Raw genomic sequence first — 19,734 nt, forward strand, 5'->3', positions numbered from 1 at the left:
TTATTTCAGGTGACAAATCATGATAAATGGCAATAAACGGTAAGAATTTTAAATTGATTATAAAAAAAGGATTTCATCTAATATTTTATTATTTCTCAAAAACTTACAATGATGCCTCGCAGCGGTTTCGATTCCCGTCGCTTCCACCATCTTGTTGATAATAATATACTTATGAAAGGTTTGCTACCGAATAATATCCTGATCAGGATTTTTTGCGAATCGAGATACCGGCTTCGTTACTTACCACAATTTACCACTGACTGGATCGACAGTTACAATATCTATGTGAGAAAAAGCAGGCCGGAGTCATACAGTTTTTCAAAACACGATCCCAGGAGATAAGTTAACAAATAATACATAAGAAAAACCCTTGCCGACACTATGCACCCCGTTAAAATTTAATCCCAGCCTTATTTAAACGAAAATATCAGGGGAAATATCAGCCCGACAAAACCCAACCACAGGGCATAGATCGGAAGAAGCCTTGTCTGCCATTTCTCCAAGAGAACGAAGGATATTTTTCTTCTGAAAAACTGTATAAAAAGATAAGCCATCCCAAAAAGATTGACAAAGACAAGCACGTTTTCCCCCAGGGCAGCCAGCTTGTTCGGGCTGACACCGAAGGAACTCAGCCGGAAAACAATGGCGGAAAGCGCAATGACATCGATGATCAGGGCAACGGTAATGAGAAAGAGGCTGATCCAGTCGTATATCTGCGGGACGTTTGTTTCTTTCCGTGTGGAAATGATGTAGAACACGATCCCGAGGACCAATATCAACATGAAATCAAACCCGATAAGGAAATCCCTTTCGAGGAAGGGGCTTTTCCGGAGCACTGCCATTACTCCCAGAAACACCAGCATCACACAGAGAAGCAGCGGAGCGAAAATTCTGGCAAGTATCGGGGCGAAATTTTCAACAACGCTTTTTTTCTGATCAACGAGATAGGCGGCGATAACCGGCGACGCGGCGGCTACGGGAACTGCAAAATGTTCAAAAACATATTTTTCAGCTTTTATATCTATGGCTGCAAAAAGAGCAATGCTCAAACCGCTTATGACAAAAATACCGCAAAACAGGAGCGTCGTATATATAAAGACCTCACCGCTGAAGCGGAGAAAATCCATCGTCCGGGAGACATCTCTCCATTCACGCCCCGTATAGGCGATTCCTGCAAAAAACCAGAGAAAGAGCGGAAGATGAACTGTACTCAGAATTAATGTGGGGCTTTCTTTCGAAAAAGGATAGAGGTTTATGATCAGTAAGGAGAGGGAAAAGGTCAGAACGACAGTCACGAAAGCCGGAAGGGGAATTTGTCTTTTCCGGATAAAAAAGATCGTAATAAAAGGCAGAACAAAAAAGCTTGCATTTTTGAAGTAGAAAATTTCTTCCTCAAAACCTATTCCGAAGAGTCTGGTCAATTCCGTTAAAAGCCCCGCGGCAATTGCGAGGACAACGATAAGAATCAATTCTCGTGTATTCTTTCGGCGCTCCTCAATGTCCACAGGTTCCGGGAACAGATTCTTCCAGAGATCGTGTGTATTGATCTTCCGAAATTCTTTCGATAGTGTCGGAGGATTTCCAATACGTCTGACAGCTATGAGAAAAGCTTCCTCCTCCGAAAGCCCTTTCTGTGTGAGAGACGCTATCTCTTCCCTCAGATGGTCCTCAAGTTCATCTATATCCGAATCACCGATACATCCGGAACAAAGGTAATAGTCTCTCCATTCACCAATCTTTCTATCAATCGTCGTTTTATTCTCTTCCATTTTCAATTCACTCCTTCGGATTGTATCTGTTTGTCCCGGTTCCATGTCCTGACCAAGGTTTCATTGACAAGACGCCATTGCGTTTTAATGACTTCGAGATTTTCATCGCCCTCACGGGTCAAAGAATAATATTTGCGTTTTCTCCCGATATGGGACTTTTGCCAGTAGGAATTGATATAACCCTGCTTTTCCAGTCTGTGGAGAACCGGATACAGCATTCCATCGGTCCAGTTCATTTCTTCTCCGGAGAGTTCCTTAACTCTTTTAATGATGGCATAGCCATAACTGTCCCCTTCTTTGAGAATTGAAAGCACAAGGGGCGTCGCAGAAGCCGCCACAAGGTCTTTTGATAGATCCATATCACCTCCATGCATAGCACTTATATGTATTAATATATCAGTCCGAATTTCTTTTGTCAAAGATTATTTTATCTGTCGCTGAATTTCTCAGTTCATATGTTTGATTGTATCCCGTCAAAACAATATGGATCAATAAGCCAAATTCATTGAGATTGGTTATTGGTGGATATAGGGAGGCTAATTACTGAAGCAGAATAATTTCACGGGAGTAAACGGGAGTATTTCAGGTGACAAATCATGATAAAGGGTGATAAACAGTATTATTCATGAGAATAATTCAATTTGAAAAATAACAAGCTCTTATCTTGTATATTATTGATAATAAAGATGATATGAAAAATGTTGTACTTCGGGTTCGATTCCCGCCGCCTCCACCAATTTATTGTTAAATAACAGCTAATACTTTTTTAGCCCTTATTTTTTGAATAGTAAAAAAACCACTTAAATTTCGCACCATTAAAAAAGCGGCCATATGACCGCTTTTTTGTCAGATCCTATTGTACATACATCATTTATTCAAGTCCCAAACTCTTTGCTACACCACCCCCGTAATTCAGGTCCGCTTTACGGAAATGCTCAACCATTATTTTCTGAATATCCTTCGGGACATTCTTGAGGCTTCTCACAATGTTCTGGATGAGTCGCTTCTGTTCATCTTGCGGTAACAAACGGTAGAGATTCCCCGGCTGAATGTAATCGTCATCCACCCCTCGTTTCTGTTCATAACGGTCCGCATCGCCGGATATCTTCAGGGGTGGTTCTTTGCAAGCAGGGTCTGCCTCGGGACCGCCGAAGCTGTTCGGTTCATAGTTCGGATCAGGTCCGCCGTTGTCGTCGAACCTCATGTGTCCGTCCCGTTGGTAAGTATTCACCACTTTTGTTGCATGGGGAGCGTTGACAGGCAGTCGCTCGAAGTTAACACCAAGCCTATACCGATGGGCGTCTGCGTATGCAAATATTCTTGCCTGAAGCATCTTACACGGAGAGAAAGATATGCCCGGAACAACATTTGCCGGGGAGAATGCGGCCTGCTCAATTTCAGCAAAGTAGTTCGCTGGATTCCGGTTCATCTCCATGACTCCAACCTCGATCAACGGATAGTCGCCATGAGGCCAGACTTTTGTCAGATCGAAAGGGTTCCAGCGATAATGCTCTGCCTCAAGTTCCGGCATGACCTGGATATATAACGTCCACTTCGGAAAGTCCCCGCGTGCTATCGTTTCGAACAGTTGGTGTGTATGATAATCAGGATCCTTGCCGGCCAGCATATCCGCTTCGTCCTGCATCATGCATTGAATGCCTTGCCGGGTCTTGAAATGGAACTTGATCCAGAAGCGCTCGTTTTGAGCGTTGATTAAACTATAAGTGTGACTCCCGTACCCATTCATGAAGGGAATTCCTCTGGGTATACCGCGGTCGGAAAAGAGAATTGTCACCTGATGCAATGATTCGGGAACCTGTGACCAGAAATCCCATTGCGGAGTATCCGCCTTTACATTTGTCTGAGGGTCGCGTTTCTGGGTGTGAATGAAGTCCGGAAACTTGATGGCATCCCGGATGAAAAACACTGGCGTGTTATTCCCCACCATGTCCCAGTTGCCTTCTTCCGTATAGAATTTCAGAGAAAAGCCCCTGACATCGCGAACTGTATCCGCGGACCCTTTCTCCCCTGCAACAGTGGAAAACCGGCCCAATACTTCCGTTTTCTTGCCAATCTCTGAGAATATCTTCGCCTTTGTGTATTTCGTGATGTCTTTCGTAACAGTGAAAACACCGTGTACGCCAGCCGCTTTCGCATGCACAACACGCTCGGGGATACGCTCACGATTGAAATGAGCCAGTTTTTCAAGAAGATAATGATCCTGAAGCAGTGTCGGCCCCCGCTCTCCCGCAGTAAGCGATGTCTGGTTGTCTGGAACGGGAATTCCGGCGGCAGTGGTTAGTTTATTCGATTTACCCATTGAGTCACTCCTTTCATTCATTTTTTCATAACCTGAAAAATTCAATTCTATGACAATTTGTAATGAGTCCAGTTACCTCAGCAATTTTTAATTGATCAGCAACAAACACATCCAAATCAATGATTGCATTGCATTTTTCACAGATGAAGTGGTAATGTTGCTATAGCCAGACCTCAAACATGTCATAAGTACCGCCAGAATCAATCTTCATGACATATTCCTGTCCATTCAAATATATAAATTGCTATACACTGTTCCCATACGAAGATATGAAAATTCACCTTTAAGCTCATTACAAGCCAGATCATATTTTATGCGTTTGGGTAGCCTTGGGAGTTTCAAGTATTTTGTAATGCTGCTTGCTATATAGGATTTTTCATTTTTGAAAATCATTAATAATAAGCTGTATTAATATTGTATTTTAAACGTAGTTATTTGTCAAGTCAATATTATATTTTCAAATAATATATCAGCGGAAGTATAACGTGAGTATTTCAGGTGACAAATCATGATAAATGATGATAAATGATGATAAACAGTTATTATCCATGAGCATAATTCAATTTGAAAAATAACAGATTCTTATCTTGTATTTTATTGATAATAAAGGGATATGAAAAATGCTGTACTTCTGGTTCGATTCCCGCCGCCTCCACCAGATAATTCGTTGCGCAACACTATAAAAACACAATCGGTATCTTGCGCTGTCAACGGTATAAAAAACAAACCAGAAGAATCCTCTCTTCCGGTTTTTTATGCGTTAATCTGAATTGTTTTGGTTTCATGTTTACATCTGATGAATGTTCGTCAATGCTCGTCTGAAGGACGACTTGTCCTGGCCTTGACATGCAGGAATTGCATATATATTAATACGTGGTGAGTGAGAACGTTAATTCTCATTCATCACTACAAGAAAAAATTGTTAATACATCACCAGACCGATCATGGGGAAGCTGATTCCAGCCCCAGCCGACATACGTCGCCATATGCGGCATGAAGCGATACGCCATCGTCCCTTCGAAACCATAGCCCGTGCCGAAATCGAGACCACCCATGTCCTGTGTCGGGGTAGATACACCGCTGCGGATTTCAACACTCCAGCGATTTTGTGTTTCCGCATTCCGGGAAACGATGAGTATTCCGAGAGCCAGAATGCAGGTAAGAGAATGTTTCATAGTCTCAACCTCATAATTGGATGATTTGTGCGTTCTATTATTCATTACAAAGTATATTGTTATTTCTTTATATATTATTCGCTACGCAGTCTGTATCATTTCATGAACTCGTTTCTTCCTTTTATAAAAAAGTGCGCAGGCCATGAGCATACATCCCGATATAATAATCATAAGCCCGCTTCCCCGTGCGGGGCCTGTACCTAATATTTTCCCGAGGATATCCGAAACGGGGCCATGGCCATCCAGAAGTGGATTGAAAAAATGATCCGCCAGAATACCGGCAACACCGAATGCCACAAGCATGCCGGTTTGGGACAATAACGATATCAGGGACCATACCCGCCCCTGCAAATCGTTGGCGATGTTACGACGAAACAACACTTCCAGGCTGGTATTCACAAACGGGAGCGTAAAGAAAAAACCAAACGCTGTGACCGTGAGCAGTACAGGCTTTGTTGTAGTCCCGATCAGGAGATAGAAAAAACCGGCAGCGAAAAGAGATAACAATAACGTTCTGTTTTGCTGTGAAGTTTTACTGAACAACCCAATGAGAATACTGCCGAGAATCATACCGGATGCGGCTGTAGATTGAATAATACCCAGTGCTGTCGCATCAGTAAAAGACAGTATTATCGGGACAAACAGCGCCTGAAGGATGCCGGTAAAAAAGGTGACAGCCATGGTGAGGATGAGCAGGCGAGAAATGTCATTGTTCGATGCGATATATCTGATACCATCGGCAAGTTCTTCCCGGAACCGTCCACGGGGAAGTGTGGATACACGCTGCCAGGAAACGCTGCTGACCAGAAGGACGGTTACGGCAGCCAGAACAAAAGTCGCCATATCGATGGCCAGGACAAACTGCAGACGCAGCCGTGTCAGTAAATACGCCGCAATAACCGGAGCCAGCAGATAACGGGAGGCTTCGGCAAATTGGATCATTCCGCTTGCCCTTGCGTACTCCTTTTCGTCGAGGAAGTCGGTGACCGATGACTTGAATGCCGGAGCATGAAGCGCGACGAACAGCGAGCTGACCGCGACACCGAGATATGATGGCCAGTATTTATCAGGGTATACATATAACATTGCAATGATAAAAAGAATGCCAAAAGATGAGCCGATATCGCCGAGTGCCATCATCAGTTTTCGGTTTCTTCTGTCCGCGATGACACCACCGATCGGAGCGAGCATAACCGATGGGAGAAATGCTGCGAGCAGAAGGAACGAATAGGCAGAAGTGCTTCCGGACTTCTGATAAAGGTGGACGCCAAGAGTAAAAGCGCTGATCCCGCTTCCGATTCTGGACAGGAGTTGACCTGTCCAGATTATCAGAAACTGCCGGAATGATTTCTTTGCTTGGTTCATCATTCACTCCTCACCGCAAGATGCTCCCGCGAAAAGAACATGTCCCTGTCCATCACAATGATGACGGCGGCGGCAACACTGAGGACGAATGTCTGAATACACTTTGTATTCTGGGTTATTGCGAGAACTTCCTGGCACATATTGGTGATGAAATGAAACAGGATTGCCGCAAGAACGCTCTTTCGGTTTTTAATGCATATCCAGCTGATAATCACTCCCATGGGGATGATCCCCGCGTAAAAATTCACCGCATACCAGATATTCTGCTGAAATATCTCATACTGATAGGAATTTTTTACAAACAGGAGCGGAAAGTGCCAGAACGACCAGAGAATACTGAATACAATCGATGCCTTAAAGTAGGTGAAACGGCTTTGCAGGCTGTCGAATGCGTAGCCACGCCACCCAAGCTCCTCAAAACTCGCGGCAAGCAGCAGAACAAGCAACACCGGTACGAATCCATATGAGAATGAAAAATCCTCCGCCAGTTGAAACTGCGAAACCGAACCGCCCAATGGAAGAGAAATAAGAATGGACAACAGGACGGAAAACGGCAGCAGCAGCATAAAAACCGGCAGCATTCTTGGTTGAATCAGTCTGATATTAATGAGCCTGTTTACATAATCCCTTTTGAGTTCTGAATTATTGGATTTAAAGATCATGGCGAGTGCGATGAGGAACGGCGCCATCAGGCCCGGCAGCATCAGAAGTGTATACAGGCCATTCTTCTCATCGTTGAAACTTAAATACGCCCCTGCGAACCAGAAAGAGAACGTCGCAACGAATGTCATGACGAAATATTTAATCGGTTTATAGCGATCATATGAAATCATGTGTTCCTCCGAATGTTATTGCTACTTTTTTAATGTTGGTTGTTTTTACTGCATAATCCTTGAATAACTTCAGCAATTCACCACTGTGATGGTGTCTGTTCGTTGATAATTCAGGTTTTCGTGTCAGAAGGTTTCCATGAGACTGATATCGAAACTGCTATTGTCTTTTCCCATTCCCATGTCGATGCGCAGATTAACCTTCTGCTCGGGAATCAGCGCAAATCTCAAACCCATCCCGGCGGATGGCTTGAATTCATCGAACGCAATAGTATCGAGTTTTTCTGAGACCTGACCAAAACCTGCAAATACGACAAGCCCGAACCTGCCATAGAGTGGCATACGGTATTCGGTCTGGAAAGCGAGGACATTTTTATCCACAAACTGAGTCTGTGTATATCCCCGGAGGTATTTACCAAGGCTGCTCACGTCGTTCATATACTGAAATGACGGCTGGCCGGTATTGATGCAGCTAATGCCCTGGAATGCTATGACATGCGAGCCGAATACCTGACGGTAATAACGGAGATCAATCAGGTAGGAATTGAATGTGTAATCGCTCCCGAGTGTGGAGCCATATGATGATGCAATAACCTGATGGAAACTGCCGCTGAGAGGATAAACGTTGTTGTCCCTTGAATCCCAGGTTATATTAATGCCGGCCCCCGATGCGCCGCCGCCTTCACTGCCGGGCACCCGGCCGCTCGCCAGCCGCCCGCCGTTTTCGCTCTTGACGACCTTTCCGTATGCATAATCGTATTGAATCCCTATAAAAAGATTGGGGCGGATTTTTCTCTGGAGTATCGGGTTAATCTTGCAGAGTCGTCCCGTATACTTCTCTTCATTGTCCTTGTCTGTATTGTTGCCGATGCCATAAAATGAGTCCGGAAAATAGGAATAACCGAAATTACCGGTCATCTTGTAGGTATCGTCCTTCAGGTAGAGTTCCGGTGCGATAATGAATGTATACTGCCTGTTCTGCGTAACGAACGCCATCAGACCGAAAGATGAAGAGAAACGTTCGCTCTCTCCGCCCATCATGACCTGTGCACCTCCACCGGCGGCAAACCTGGTTTCATCGGAGTAAAACATGACCGGGAATGCCCCGACGGAACTTTTATTCTCCATTAATGTTTGAGTAGTGGCCGACTCCTGGATTTCTTCGGCGGCCAAGGTTTGAGCTGCCTGTGAGAGAAGGAGTGTTACGGTGACCCCGGTGATGATTCTGGAAAAGCGTTTCATGTTAAATCCCTTTCATGAAATGTGTGATTGATTGTATGTTTCTTTTTTTCAGTGCATTATGCTTCATCGACCTTTCTATATTATCGCGTATTTGTCATTGAGCACCTCCTTGCGATTCATCTTTTTGTCCGAGAAGTGATATATCAGGCCGATAAAAAATCATTGGTTTTTGCAAGGCGAGGAAACCGAGCAGATACATCATGAATGCCGAGACGATAATGAATGTCGAACAATATCCTGCGAAATTCCTGAAAATGAACGAAACAATACTTAATAACCAGTACACCCAGCATGCCACAAGCAGGGTACGGACCCACAGATGTACGTTCAATTCGTATAGGATAACGTGACTGATAACCCCATCGTGCAGGTAAGATTCGGCGATCCTGTGAGAGTGACGTTTAATGAGTATTTGGACTGAGAAAAGATATGGCGGCGCATACAGTATCCATAAAATCCTTATCACAGATGTATGGTCGAAGGATTTCAACGCCAATGCATCCGCAAGGTCATACAACGGTGCGTTGAACATGAGCAGATAGAGAATCCCCAGAACAACGGGCAGGAAATGAAAAGCACTTCTCTTCGAGAGCCTGAAATCCCTGATGGTAATCGTTTTTACATAGAGATACAGCAGCGGAATACACACGATGATCATCAGCATCAGCACATGGAACACCCCGATGAGCAGCTGGCTTTTACTGACAATAACACCGAACATCGATATGAATCCGGTAGCCATCATGATAAGCAGCGCCGCGAGGATACTGTTCGACGATTTATGCTCCTGTTTGATGCCCAGGAGAAGCAGCGCGAAAAAGATTCCCTGCACCGCACCCATTAAAATCACTGTGGCCGATATGTAATGCACTGTCTGCATGTTCCTTTTTCCCTTTGTATCCGTAAGAGCGATTGTCAGTCGTGACTCAATAAAGGCTGTGCCATCTTCGGAACCTGTAGTCCGGTAATAATCCGTTTGTTGATGTACTTTCCCGACTGAATAGTTTTTAGCGGTTTTTCAACAGAATCCATATCGGACTGTTGCCCGTGTTATCATGTCGGGGGAAAATATGGTGTATTTCGGAAAAACAATCGACCTGTCCTATACGTCAGAACAAATTCGAAAAATCCGCGGGTTCTGTCCTATAGGTTAAAACCTGATGCGGCGGCAATATTGAAACGCAAGATATTATTTATATATGATATACATGAAGAGTATGAAAGCGATGCGGACAATGCGGAAAAGAACTATTACGCAGCTTCAGTTGAAAAAAATAATTGGGGAAACACAGTTACTTACTAACCGGGATTATTTATAAAAATATTCAACCACGAAGACACAAATATACATAACATATTATTTATACTATTATTATAAATTATTTAACATTAACACCAAAAAAGATATTTAAAAAAAACAAATCCGCGAAAATCCGTGTTCTATTTATATTTATGAATAGATCGGGCTAAATAATCGGAGCTACAGGGAATTATTCTTGAACTGCGAAGGGGTCATGTTGGTGTGTTTTTTGAACGCGGTGTAGAATGCGGATTTGGAATTGAAGCCGACTTCATAGGCAATGGACAGGAGGGTGAATTGCTGCTGTGACGAATCTAATATCAATTTTTTGGATTCCTCGATCCTGTAGCGGTTAACAAAGTCGAAGAAATTCTGCTGAAGGGTATCGTTGAGCACTTGCGAAAGATAGTTCGGGGTGATTGTAAGCATTTTCGCCAGCTGACTGAGTTTCAGATTGTTATCGGTGTATGGTTTTTCTGTCTCCATCAGATGAATGAGTTTTTTGAGAATTGTCTGTGCCTTTTCCTGGGTAAGACCCGAGCGTTCATACTTTTTCATCTCCTTTCCATCTGAAATTCCCGAGAATATTTCAGGCTGCCGTAATCCAAGATATCCCATGATATATATGAGAATAGCCACAAAAAAAGGTATGGCCCCACCGAACGAGGGTATCAATCCAACAAAATCCAAAAAATTCAGAAATAATATCAGTATCCATAAAAATGTTGTCATTACAGTAATATACCATAGCCAGTTTAAATTGATTTTTTCGATCGATGAAAAGCATTCTTTTATTTTTCGCGAATAATTTTTCAATAGAACAAGAGTTATAATCAAATAAACAATTCCCTGAATTATTTTCGCCCATGAAAAAAACATCAGCAACGGGGATTGACCATACATCATAACATTATTAACGAAAGTAATTTTATATTCTCCGCTTCTGAGATAAAAGGGGAATAAAAGAGATAAATAAAAAATGGCGAAAGGAAGAAAATGAAGTAATTGTTTTTTTGTGAATTTGAATCCGGTGTAAATCAGAGAGCGTGTGTATAAATAATGGAGAGGTCCGAACAGAAAAACAACGCCTTGCGCTAAACCAAGAAGATGCGGGAATTGTATTGATAAATCAGTTGCAGTAAAGGATGCTTCTGCAATAAATGCAGAATACGCAATCATCAAAAATGCCAGAAATGTATTAGCGGTTTTATTGTCTTGTTTTTTCAGCAATAATAAAGCGAGAAATATCCCCTGAACAGCGCCAAGCAGGAATACTGTGGTAATAAAATTGAATGAGTTTTCCATGATGGACTATTCCTCGTCGGTGTATCATATCATGAGTGAGTTATATCCCATTGTGAACTCATAAAGTGCTTAGAACGAACCCTCTCCCATTTATAGGAGTTATTACGGTATAAGGAGGGAGAGGGAATCAAAGGATGAGGGATATGAATAATAGAGCATCTAAAATTTTACTGAAATTTGATATAGGGCCAACTTTTCAGCCGGACAGTCACCAATGAATAAGTATACTGTAATAAATAAATTCCTGAAAATCAACTATCATCGCAGCAGAGCTGCGAGATATTACGCCACCTTCCTGGTACTTCATACCACCGGAATTTCTAAAAACCAAAGCATTGTTACCCCGGAGCAGAACTCCGAGGAATTCTTTTGATTAAAATCTTAAATACCTTATCCCGTATTTTACTGATTGTTAAGAGGATACATAATACGAGGTGCGGCTGGTTCGTTTTATACGCCTTGATCGCATTAATAACCGGATTAACTCGTTTTACCCCACCTCTTCAGCATCTTCACATGCTTCCCGATATGGGTTACCAGAAAATCCTTATAGACTGCCTTTTCCCTGCCGAGCATCAGCCTCAGCTCATCGCCCATCGTCTGGAGCACAACACCGAACGCGATATGGAGCACCTGACGCATATCGGGATTGACAGTTATCTGGCGGACGGCTTCATCCGGTGACAGGCCCTGCGAGACTGGAACATTCGCGGGATTGGCGGAGATTTCGTAGCTTTTGACATTCTCCGCGAAGGTCTCGAGGGAAAGGTCGAGAATCCGTCGGAAAAATGCGATATCGGTGCGCGCGGCGACCTTAACCGCTTCGAGATAGGATGTCCCTGCGGTCTTGACATGGTATAAACCGTCGGTTACCTCGCCGAAGATGGGGTAAATGCTGAACTTGTCGGAACCGGAGTGCAGGCTGAGACGGTAGCCTCCCAGCTCGCGGGCCAGTGCTGCGTGTGTTTCTATGGAACGACGGAAACCATCGAGTGAACCGCGGTAATCGATGCCCTTTTCGAAAGCTCCCTCGAACCGTGGGGCAAGGCTGAAGAGCTGTATACCCTCGCGGACGCACTCTGTGGCAATAATACGGTGATCGAGGCCGGAGGTGGTTGTCCTGGTCTCGTCAATGGAGAGCTCGAAGTTGAATCCCGAACCGCCGCGCAGCTCCCTGAGACGGTTGTACGCTTTTACCGCGTGACGAACCGCTCCGAGATACTTGACCGCAGACCGCGCCACCGCTGTCCGGGAAGCACCGTCCGCGCGCTCATACCGCGAGATAAAAGCGTCCGCGCCCTTTTCATCGGGAAAAAGAGTCCGCAATTTTCGTGCAATCACTTCATCGGAATCGGTATCGGCGTCATTGTCGATCAGATCCGACGGGTCGAGGGTATACATGGTAAAGCCGGCGCGAACTGCCTCTCCGATGGCGTCCATAGTCTTGAGATGGTCGGCGTCCGATCCCCAGGGACGATGGTATCCGGTTCTGAATACCGACCAGGTGACATCGTCCATGACCTGCTCGAATGTCCGACCCGTTTTGTGATTCTCGCGGACTGACTGCTGGGCAAGCACCGGTGTGAGACCGGTGTTTGCGAGAGCGGCGATGTGACCCGGTGTTGCAGACGCGCTGCCGCTGATACGGTCGCCGGTTCCAAAGGATTCCCTGCAATCGAGCACCGAGGGTGCAGTCCGGGGAAGCGTTTCACGGAGACGGGCGGCATTACCGTGATCGAGCGGGCAGATTACGACATAGAAAGGCTCGCCGCACTCCTGCACCGACATCGCTTCGCCTGAAAATCCGGAAAGTGTCTCCTGATCACACGATGCGACGACAAGGGCAGGCCTGCCTTCAGGCTCGGCAAGCATGAACAGCCGTCCGCCCTCGAGCGAAATCGATTCCGGCACAATATCACGTTCTCCGGCGAGTGAATTCCGGAGGGAATCAATGGTTATTTTCCCCTTGAGCGCGTCTGCTATAAACTCTTTTCGAACGATGTGATTCATCTTGTCCCTCATCTCCGGCAATACCATGTTGACACAGGCGGAATCTCCATAAACAGGGAATCCGCTGTTTTTTGTACATGTAACGGTTAACGGGCGAGCCAGCCGCCGTCGACGGGCAGAATCGTGCCATGAATATAGTCAGCCGCTCCCGAGCCGAGAAAGAGAAACGGCCCGACCAGGTCTGCAGGATTCCCCCACCGCCCCACGGGAAGCCGGTCAAGGATAGAACGGTTTCTTTCGGGATCGTCATGGATGGGACGGGTAATATCGGTGAGAATATATCCGGGGGCGACGGCATTGACATTGATACCACGGGGCGCCCACTCGTTGCAGAGCGATTTGGTGAACTGCGTTATCGCCGCTTTTGCCGCAGCATACGAGGGCACAAAATAGCCGCCCGACCATGCAAGCATGCTGGAGGTGTTGATTATTTTCCCTCCCTGTCCGCGTTCGAGCATGTGACGGCCAACCTCGCGGCACATGAAAAAGGTGCCCTTTGCCTGAATATTCATGACAAAATCCCATTTATCCTCGGGAAATTCCTCCGATTTGGAACGGAACAGCACGCCGGCGCCGTTAATGAGAACATCGATCTTTCCGAAATCCTTGATAATCTGTACCACAGTATCCGCAATAACCGGCACTTTCGAGACATCACAGTTATAGACCCGTGAGGTTCCGCCCTGTGCTTCGATGGCTTTTTTTGTCTCTTCGGCGCCCTTCATGTTCACATCGACTATCGCCACAGCAGCGCCCGCTTCTCCATAGCCCTTTGCCACTTCCCGGAAAATACCCGAGGAAGCTCCGGTGATAACAGCAACTTTACCGGAAAAATCATATGTAACCCCATCATACGTTTTCATGAACAGACCTCCGTAAAAAAAGAAACCACAAGACTATTATGAACAGAAATTATAACCCGTTTCAACCGGGTCCGCTTCTTATACCGAAAAATACACGATTTACACAAAAAATCAACGTTAAGCAAATGATACACATATATCCAAACAAGGCAAAAACATCTTACATCGCCAGAAACCCGCCATCAATATAGAGCGTCGTTCCGGTCATATATCCTGAGGCATCGCTTGCAAGGTATACGGCAGCTCCGGCGAAATCCTCGGGTTTCCCCCAACGCCCGAGCGCCATCCTGCTTGTAAGGTATCCGTACCGTTCGGGCGAATTGCGGACGCCCTCGGTCATATCCGTTTCACTGAAGCCGGGACCGATGCCGTTGACACGGATTCCGTACGGCCCCCAGTCATTGGCAAGCGCCCGCACGAGCATGTTAATCGCCCCTTTGGAAGATGCATAACCGGGAACATTGAGGCTGCCGTGCACTGAAAGCACCGAGTCGGTCAGAACAATCGACCCGCCGCGGCCCTGTTCGATCATGACACGTGCAGCAAGCTGCGACAGGAGAAAAACCGAGCGGACATTGATCCTAAATACATCATCGAAATCTTCCATTGAATGTTCATGCGAAACACCGCGCCGTACGATTCCTGCATTGCAGAAAAGAAAGTCGATACCGCCCAATTCCGAACGAGCCGTATCAACGAGACGCTTGACCTCATCGTCATTACTGACATCGGTCACAACCGGTATGACTCTCGTTCCATAAACTCTCAGTTCCTGGGCGGCCTTCTCCAGCCTGTCTTTGTCACGGGCAGCAATAACCAGGTCCGCTCCCATTTCGACCAGTCCTTCGGCCATACCTCTGCCGAGACCGCGAGATGCCCCGGTAATAATGCCCCTCTTATTCTCCAGACTGAATTTCTCCTTAATCACCCACGGCTCCCCGCGCAGTTTCGTTCTTTTTTTACAACATAAGTATTTACTGTAATATAACCTCTCAAAAATTCATATACAATATCTTTTCAAAATTATTGCATCGACACTTAAACAGTGACATCGGTTAACGTCATGCCGAACTCGTTTCGGCATCTATTCCGGGTAATGGCAACATTATTTATTCACAGAAATATTAATCACGAAAGCATCAGATTGAAAAATGTTCATTATATATAAAAATAATACTTGACAGTATAATAGAATACACTTATTTTTGCGGTATAATCAATTACACACTATAAAAGTCAGCCTGTATATATTCATTATTAACCAATACATTCAAGGAGTAAGTGATGTCGAAAAATCTCACCAAACGTCAGGCTTCGATTCTTTCATTCATCAAAGAGTTTGCGATCGAGTACGGGTATCCGCCGACTATTCCTGAAATCCAGGCACAATTTGACATTAAATCGCCTAACGGAGTCAACAATCACATCAAGGCGCTCATCCGTAAAGGGTATTTGAAACGTGAATCATCACGGGCACGGGCGCTCGATATTGTCGGAAGACGTGACGGCTTCCCCATCATCGGCAATGTCGCTGCCGGGGCGCCGCTTCTCGCCCAGGAAAACCTCGAAGGCTATTTCAACATGCACGATGTGTATGGTTCATCTGACGAAATTTTCATGCTCCGCGTCAAAGGTGAAAGCATGATTAAAGCCGGTATTTTCGATGGAGATTATGTCATCGTGAGAATGCAGCAGATAATCGAGCCCGGTGAAATAGGCGTCGCATTCCTGGAAGACGAGGCGACGGTCAAGCGAATCTACTGTGACGGCAACATTATCAGGCTTGTTCCTGAAAATGATGCACTGCAGCCTATTACTGTCAGAAACACCGACCCGTCGTTCCGTATCGGCGGAAAAGTTGTCGGCGTTATCCGGAAAATGTAATAAAACTTATCATCATACATCTTATTTTTCGATACACTCTGTATTTATATAAAAGCAATATAGTGGATTAATTGCTAGTTGCAGTTTATATGAAATGATGTATCGCGAAAGATAGTTGCCTTAAAATGATCAATTTAACAGAAGAACAGAACAGTGCCGTTTTACATTCACAAGGACCAGCTTGTGTCGTGGCTGGTGCTGGAACTGGAAAAACAACCGCGCTCGTCTATCGCATATTTTTTTTGGTTGACCATCAAAACATTGCCCCTAACCGTATCATTATAACTACTTTCACGCGTAAAGCTACTGCTGAACTCTACGACCGGGCTTTCCAACACCTTGGCAAAGTTGCACAGCAATTAAGAATCTCAACAATAGATGCTTTAATTTGGGATTTTGCATGCAAAGCAATGCATCGGGAATTGATGCGTTCTGCACAGTTAATTGGAGAACCCAACCAGCGAGTTCTATTGTTTCACTGCGCGTGGGAAGAATTCGGCAATAAAAGCACTTGCTCAAGAAATATTTGGACTGAAAAAGCAGATAAGGCAGGTCTCGTCAGTTTGCTGGAGAAAAGCATCCGAGCAGAAATGGCCAACAGACAAGAAAAGCAAAAAATCTATTGCTTAATTCAAAGCAAGCTTGATGAACTGAAAAATAGGTCTCATTACTATTCATGGTTCAGTATGCCCAATCTTAATGACTTGAAACTGACAGCGAAGAGATATTACAAAAAGTTGAAAGAGTTGACGGCAACTGATTACGACCTGATGAATAAAGATTTTCTACTTTGCTTGAAACAATACAAGGAGTTTTCCGAAGAGCTTGTATCAGAATCTGACGCTATACTTGTAGATGAATTTCAAGACGTCAGTGATATTCAAGCCGAAATACTTCTTCTGCTATCAGGAAAGCGACGGAATATCTGGGTAGTCGGAGATCCTTGCCAGCAAATATATGAATGGCGGGGTGCAGGGTCAGAGAATATGCTTTGGTTCATCAAGGTAACGAGAGCCAAGAAGTATTACTTGACTGAGAACTGGCGCTCTACGCAAGCAATTTTGAATTGTGCTTACCATTTGCTTAGCAAGAAGATTCCAAGTATAGAGACAAATGGAATGCTCAAGTTATTAATTTCAAAAAGGGATCAAGAATCTGTTGATAATGTTAGACATCCGGTCTATACTGCCACACTCGAACAGGCACTTCTATTTATCAAAAGGTATTTGAAATCAAACCCCAAAATTAAACAAAGTGACATTGCCTTACTCTCAAGTAAATTAGATTCAAGAACAAGAAATGAAATTGAGGATAAAACATATAATAAATTCAATAAACAATACTATTCTTCACGGGCAGATAGTGCAATGGAAGGAATAATCGGTACTCTACCCGCATGGAAACCGGGAAACGCTCTGAATAATCTCTATAAACATCCGGACATACAAAATCTGGTCTCTCGCTCTCTCATCTCAAAAATTTTTTTTGACCTTCGTTCAATTCGACCACTTGCTACAGCATCTGAAGCCATAGACAGCACGCTGCCACCACAAGCGTTTACATTCATTGAAGCTTGGCCAGCATTGAAAAATACTCAAGATAGAGAAGTTTCTGTTACCAATGCTGTTATTAGCAAACAGAATGCAATCCAGGTAATGACCATCCATGCCGCGAAGGGACTGGAATTCCCGATTGTTATTTTAATGAAATTTGGAAAAGCTTTCCCTAATCCCGTAGATACGGAAGACTACCGACTCGCTTATGTTGGCGCAACACGAGCGAGAGATATTTTGATTATTGTTCATACAATTCAGAAACCCATTGAAATACTTAGCGCATTGGGTGATAATCTTATACCTATCAGGGATGACAGAACAACAAATGTTCGCCCAAAGATTAAAGCATATTCGAAACCGACAACACCTCCGATAATTGCAGCGACTGATCTCGACCTCTACGAACAATGCCCCTTAAAATTTGCTGCATATCACGAAGGACGGTTTCTCCCTAAATGGTCTATTCCGCAGAGCATCGGATCAAGAATGCACAAAGCACTTGAATATTACCTTCGAGCAGGTATAAAAACAGATAAAACATCAATTAATAATTGTTTCAAGCGGGGTCTACAGGATGGAGATTCACCATTACGGAAATTACCTTGTAAAGATATCGAAAAGATGAAACAATCCTACAAAGAAATAATTGAAACAATTTCAGAAACCTCACAGAAGGTTCTATCAATAGAATCGAGGTATAGATACTTGCACGATGGATCCGGACAGATTGACGGGGTAGTTGATGCCGTCATCGAGCAACGGGATGGTGTAATTGTTTTAAAAGAGTGGAAAACTTCTACGGATATTGAGACAAAAAAACGGCAGTACGAACTTCAGGCGAGAGCAGGTGCATTGGGCTTTTGTGCACAGAGTTTTTTTCCAATACAAATGGTAGAGATTGTTCCGATCTTTAACCCGGCACTGACAATTTCACTTCGTTATGATGATACATTCATGGCGAAGACTAACGAAATGCTTGATAAAGTATTTAAAGACCTTAATGACAGAAGGTATGAACCGCAACGTGGCAATCACTGCAAATTATGCCAACTTAAATTTCAGTGTCCTGCTTGGTATAAGTCATAATAAACAGGGGTGATTCTGAATCGTAAAAACCATACGGGGAATACAATAAAACACGCATCAAACGACTGGTACGATGCATGCAGTAAAGCCGCATCCATTATTCACGATACTATTCCGGCGCCCTATCGGAACAGAACGTTTCCCGGCATTATCGGCGACATTAAAGCACTTGCGCCCCGAAAGGCCCTGTCCCTGATAAGCCGCAAAAAAGGGCTCGGTAAACAGTATGCCTATCTTTACCTGACACAGGGTGTCGATCACGGCAGAGGATACCAGGCATGCGCAGCAGAAGCCCTTAAAACCTTACTCGGCGAAACCGTGAACGATATCCTCCGCGGAAACACTCTCGATGTGGGATGTGCAGTGGGAGTTACCGCCGGAATCCTCGGGCTTGACGGGGTTTCCGGATTCGATCTTTTCCCTGACTTGCTGAAAACAGCCGGCCTTGTGGACTCCTTCACGGGGAGGCACAACAGATATATCACAGCAGATATGACCCGTGACTGGCCGTTTGAGAGCGTATTCGACACGGTGGTGTGCGGGCTCGTATGCCATCACCTCAAAGAACAGTCCGATATCGTCAGGTTTTTCAACAGCCTGAACCGTGTTCTTCACCCGGGCGGTCGTGCGGTTATAACGCTGCCGGCAGGGTCGGTCGGAACGGTCAGGCAGTTTGATGCCATTGTTCGTTCACTCGAAAATTTCGGCCTTGCACCTGACCGCGAACGCTCGGGACTCGTCCACTCGGCAGACAATCCTTCATCATTCTTCTGGATGTTTGTCATTGTTGCCCGGAAAAACAAGGAATCCGCAGGAAGTGTTTTTATCGGACCGAATTTTGGATTTCATCACTATCGCACACCGGAAACACGCGAGGAAAAAGGGATCAAGGCGCGCTCAACCGCCGCTTCACAGCGACGGATTAAACATGAGCGGTTCGAGCTGGTCGCCATCGATGATATGGATACATTGTACGGTGATAATCCTCTTGTATATGAAACGCTCGCTTCGGACTGAAGCGCTGTTGTG

General features: G+C 44.8%; 15 protein-coding genes. 3 read left to right on the plus strand and 12 right to left on the minus strand.

The features are described from left to right. Positions 1–410 precede the first annotated feature (410 nt). From LLG96_15465 to LLG96_15520, 12 genes are all read right to left on the minus strand, one after another. Positions 411–1,769 (minus strand): permease prefix domain 1-containing protein, encoded by a 1,359-nt coding sequence (locus LLG96_15465; GenBank protein ID MCE5251606.1) that lies wholly within the window; start codon positions 1,767–1,769, stop codon positions 411–413. 2 nt (positions 1,770–1,771) lie between these two features. Continuing rightward, on the minus strand, positions 1,772–2,128 hold the full coding sequence (locus LLG96_15470; protein ID MCE5251607.1) for a PadR family transcriptional regulator: 357 nt from the start codon (positions 2,126–2,128) through the stop codon (positions 1,772–1,774). A gap of 512 nt (positions 2,129–2,640) precedes the next feature. Then, complete coding sequence (locus LLG96_15475; GenBank protein MCE5251608.1) at positions 2,641–4,089, minus strand: catalase; 1,449 nt, start codon at positions 4,087–4,089, stop codon at positions 2,641–2,643. Between the two features lie 896 nt (positions 4,090–4,985). Beyond that, positions 4,986–5,264 carry a hypothetical protein gene (locus tag LLG96_15480; protein ID MCE5251609.1) on the minus strand — a complete coding sequence of 93 codons (279 nt, stop codon included), beginning with the start codon at positions 5,262–5,264 and terminating at the stop codon, positions 4,986–4,988. An 81-nt stretch (positions 5,265–5,345) separates the two neighbouring features. Continuing rightward, complete coding sequence (locus LLG96_15485; GenBank protein ID MCE5251610.1) at positions 5,346–6,629, minus strand: MFS transporter; 1,284 nt, start codon at positions 6,627–6,629, stop codon at positions 5,346–5,348. Further along, positions 6,629–7,462, minus strand: coding sequence for a CPBP family intramembrane metalloprotease (locus tag LLG96_15490; protein MCE5251611.1), 834 nt, complete (start codon positions 7,460–7,462; stop codon positions 6,629–6,631). Before LLG96_15490 ends, LLG96_15485 begins: the two co-directional genes overlap by 1 nt. Before the next feature lie 123 nt (positions 7,463–7,585). Further along, the gene (locus LLG96_15495) at positions 7,586–8,701 is read right to left on the minus strand and encodes an outer membrane protein assembly factor (GenBank protein MCE5251612.1); all 1,116 of its coding nucleotides are present in this window, start codon (positions 8,699–8,701) and stop codon (positions 7,586–7,588) included. Between the two features lie 94 nt (positions 8,702–8,795). Then, entirely contained in the window at positions 8,796–9,581 is a 786-nt protein-coding gene (locus LLG96_15500) for a hypothetical protein (GenBank protein MCE5251613.1), read from the minus strand. A gap of 600 nt (positions 9,582–10,181) precedes the next feature. Continuing rightward, positions 10,182–11,306 carry a helix-turn-helix transcriptional regulator gene (locus LLG96_15505; GenBank protein ID MCE5251614.1) on the minus strand — a complete coding sequence of 375 codons (1,125 nt, stop codon included), beginning with the start codon at positions 11,304–11,306 and terminating at the stop codon, positions 10,182–10,184. 480 nt (positions 11,307–11,786) lie between these two features. After that, on the minus strand, positions 11,787–13,316 hold the full coding sequence (locus tag LLG96_15510; protein ID MCE5251615.1) for a tagaturonate epimerase family protein: 1,530 nt from the start codon (positions 13,314–13,316) through the stop codon (positions 11,787–11,789). 86 nt (positions 13,317–13,402) lie between these two features. Continuing rightward, positions 13,403–14,179: an SDR family oxidoreductase gene (locus LLG96_15515; protein ID MCE5251616.1), complete on the minus strand. Its 777-nt coding sequence runs from the start codon at positions 14,177–14,179 to the stop codon at positions 13,403–13,405. Positions 14,180–14,339: 160 nt separating this feature from the next. Then, on the minus strand, positions 14,340–15,107 hold the full coding sequence (locus tag LLG96_15520) for an SDR family oxidoreductase (GenBank protein ID MCE5251617.1): 768 nt from the start codon (positions 15,105–15,107) through the stop codon (positions 14,340–14,342). A gap of 356 nt (positions 15,108–15,463) precedes the next feature. Between LLG96_15520 and lexA the strand changes: the two genes are divergently transcribed. The 3 genes from lexA (at position 15,464) to LLG96_15535 (ending at position 19,722) form a co-directional block, all read left to right on the plus strand. Then, positions 15,464–16,063 (plus strand): transcriptional repressor LexA, encoded by a 600-nt coding sequence (lexA, locus tag LLG96_15525; protein ID MCE5251618.1) that lies wholly within the window; start codon positions 15,464–15,466, stop codon positions 16,061–16,063. A gap of 125 nt (positions 16,064–16,188) precedes the next feature. Beyond that, on the plus strand, positions 16,189–18,705 hold the full coding sequence (locus LLG96_15530) for an ATP-dependent helicase (GenBank protein ID MCE5251619.1): 2,517 nt from the start codon (positions 16,189–16,191) through the stop codon (positions 18,703–18,705). A gap of 9 nt (positions 18,706–18,714) precedes the next feature. Further along, entirely contained in the window at positions 18,715–19,722 is a 1,008-nt protein-coding gene (locus LLG96_15535; protein ID MCE5251620.1) for a class I SAM-dependent methyltransferase, read from the plus strand. Positions 19,723–19,734: the final 12 nt, after the last annotated feature.

It is taken from the genome of bacterium (assembly GCA_021372535.1).
Taxonomy (GTDB): Bacteria; Latescibacterota; Latescibacteria; order Latescibacterales; family Latescibacteraceae; genus JAFGMP01.

What these genes read in the sequence shown, in the direction of transcription:
- LLG96_15475 (MCE5251608.1), bottom strand. Translation starts at nt 4,089, where the DNA reads ATGGGTAAATCGAATAAACTAACCACTGCCGCCGGAATTCCCGTTCCA.
- LLG96_15510 (MCE5251615.1), bottom strand. Translation starts at nt 13,316, where the DNA reads ATGAATCACATCGTTCGAAAAGAGTTTATAGCAGACGCGCTCAAGGGG.
- LLG96_15480 (MCE5251609.1), bottom strand. Translation starts at nt 5,264, where the DNA reads ATGAAACATTCTCTTACCTGCATTCTGGCTCTCGGAATACTCATCGTT.
- LLG96_15515 (MCE5251616.1), bottom strand. Translation starts at nt 14,179, where the DNA reads ATGAAAACGTATGATGGGGTTACATATGATTTTTCCGGTAAAGTTGCT.
- LLG96_15495 (MCE5251612.1), bottom strand. Translation starts at nt 8,701, where the DNA reads ATGAAACGCTTTTCCAGAATCATCACCGGGGTCACCGTAACACTCCTT.
- LLG96_15470 (MCE5251607.1), bottom strand. Translation starts at nt 2,128, where the DNA reads ATGGATCTATCAAAAGACCTTGTGGCGGCTTCTGCGACGCCCCTTGTG.
- LLG96_15490 (MCE5251611.1), bottom strand. Translation starts at nt 7,462, where the DNA reads ATGATTTCATATGATCGCTATAAACCGATTAAATATTTCGTCATGACA.
- LLG96_15530 (MCE5251619.1), top strand. Translation starts at nt 16,189, where the DNA reads ATGATCAATTTAACAGAAGAACAGAACAGTGCCGTTTTACATTCACAA.
- LLG96_15500 (MCE5251613.1), bottom strand. Translation starts at nt 9,581, where the DNA reads ATGCAGACAGTGCATTACATATCGGCCACAGTGATTTTAATGGGTGCG.
- LLG96_15485 (MCE5251610.1), bottom strand. Translation starts at nt 6,629, where the DNA reads ATGAACCAAGCAAAGAAATCATTCCGGCAGTTTCTGATAATCTGGACA.
- lexA (MCE5251618.1), top strand. Translation starts at nt 15,464, where the DNA reads ATGTCGAAAAATCTCACCAAACGTCAGGCTTCGATTCTTTCATTCATC.
- LLG96_15465 (MCE5251606.1), bottom strand. Translation starts at nt 1,769, where the DNA reads ATGGAAGAGAATAAAACGACGATTGATAGAAAGATTGGTGAATGGAGA.
- LLG96_15505 (MCE5251614.1), bottom strand. Translation starts at nt 11,306, where the DNA reads ATGGAAAACTCATTCAATTTTATTACCACAGTATTCCTGCTTGGCGCT.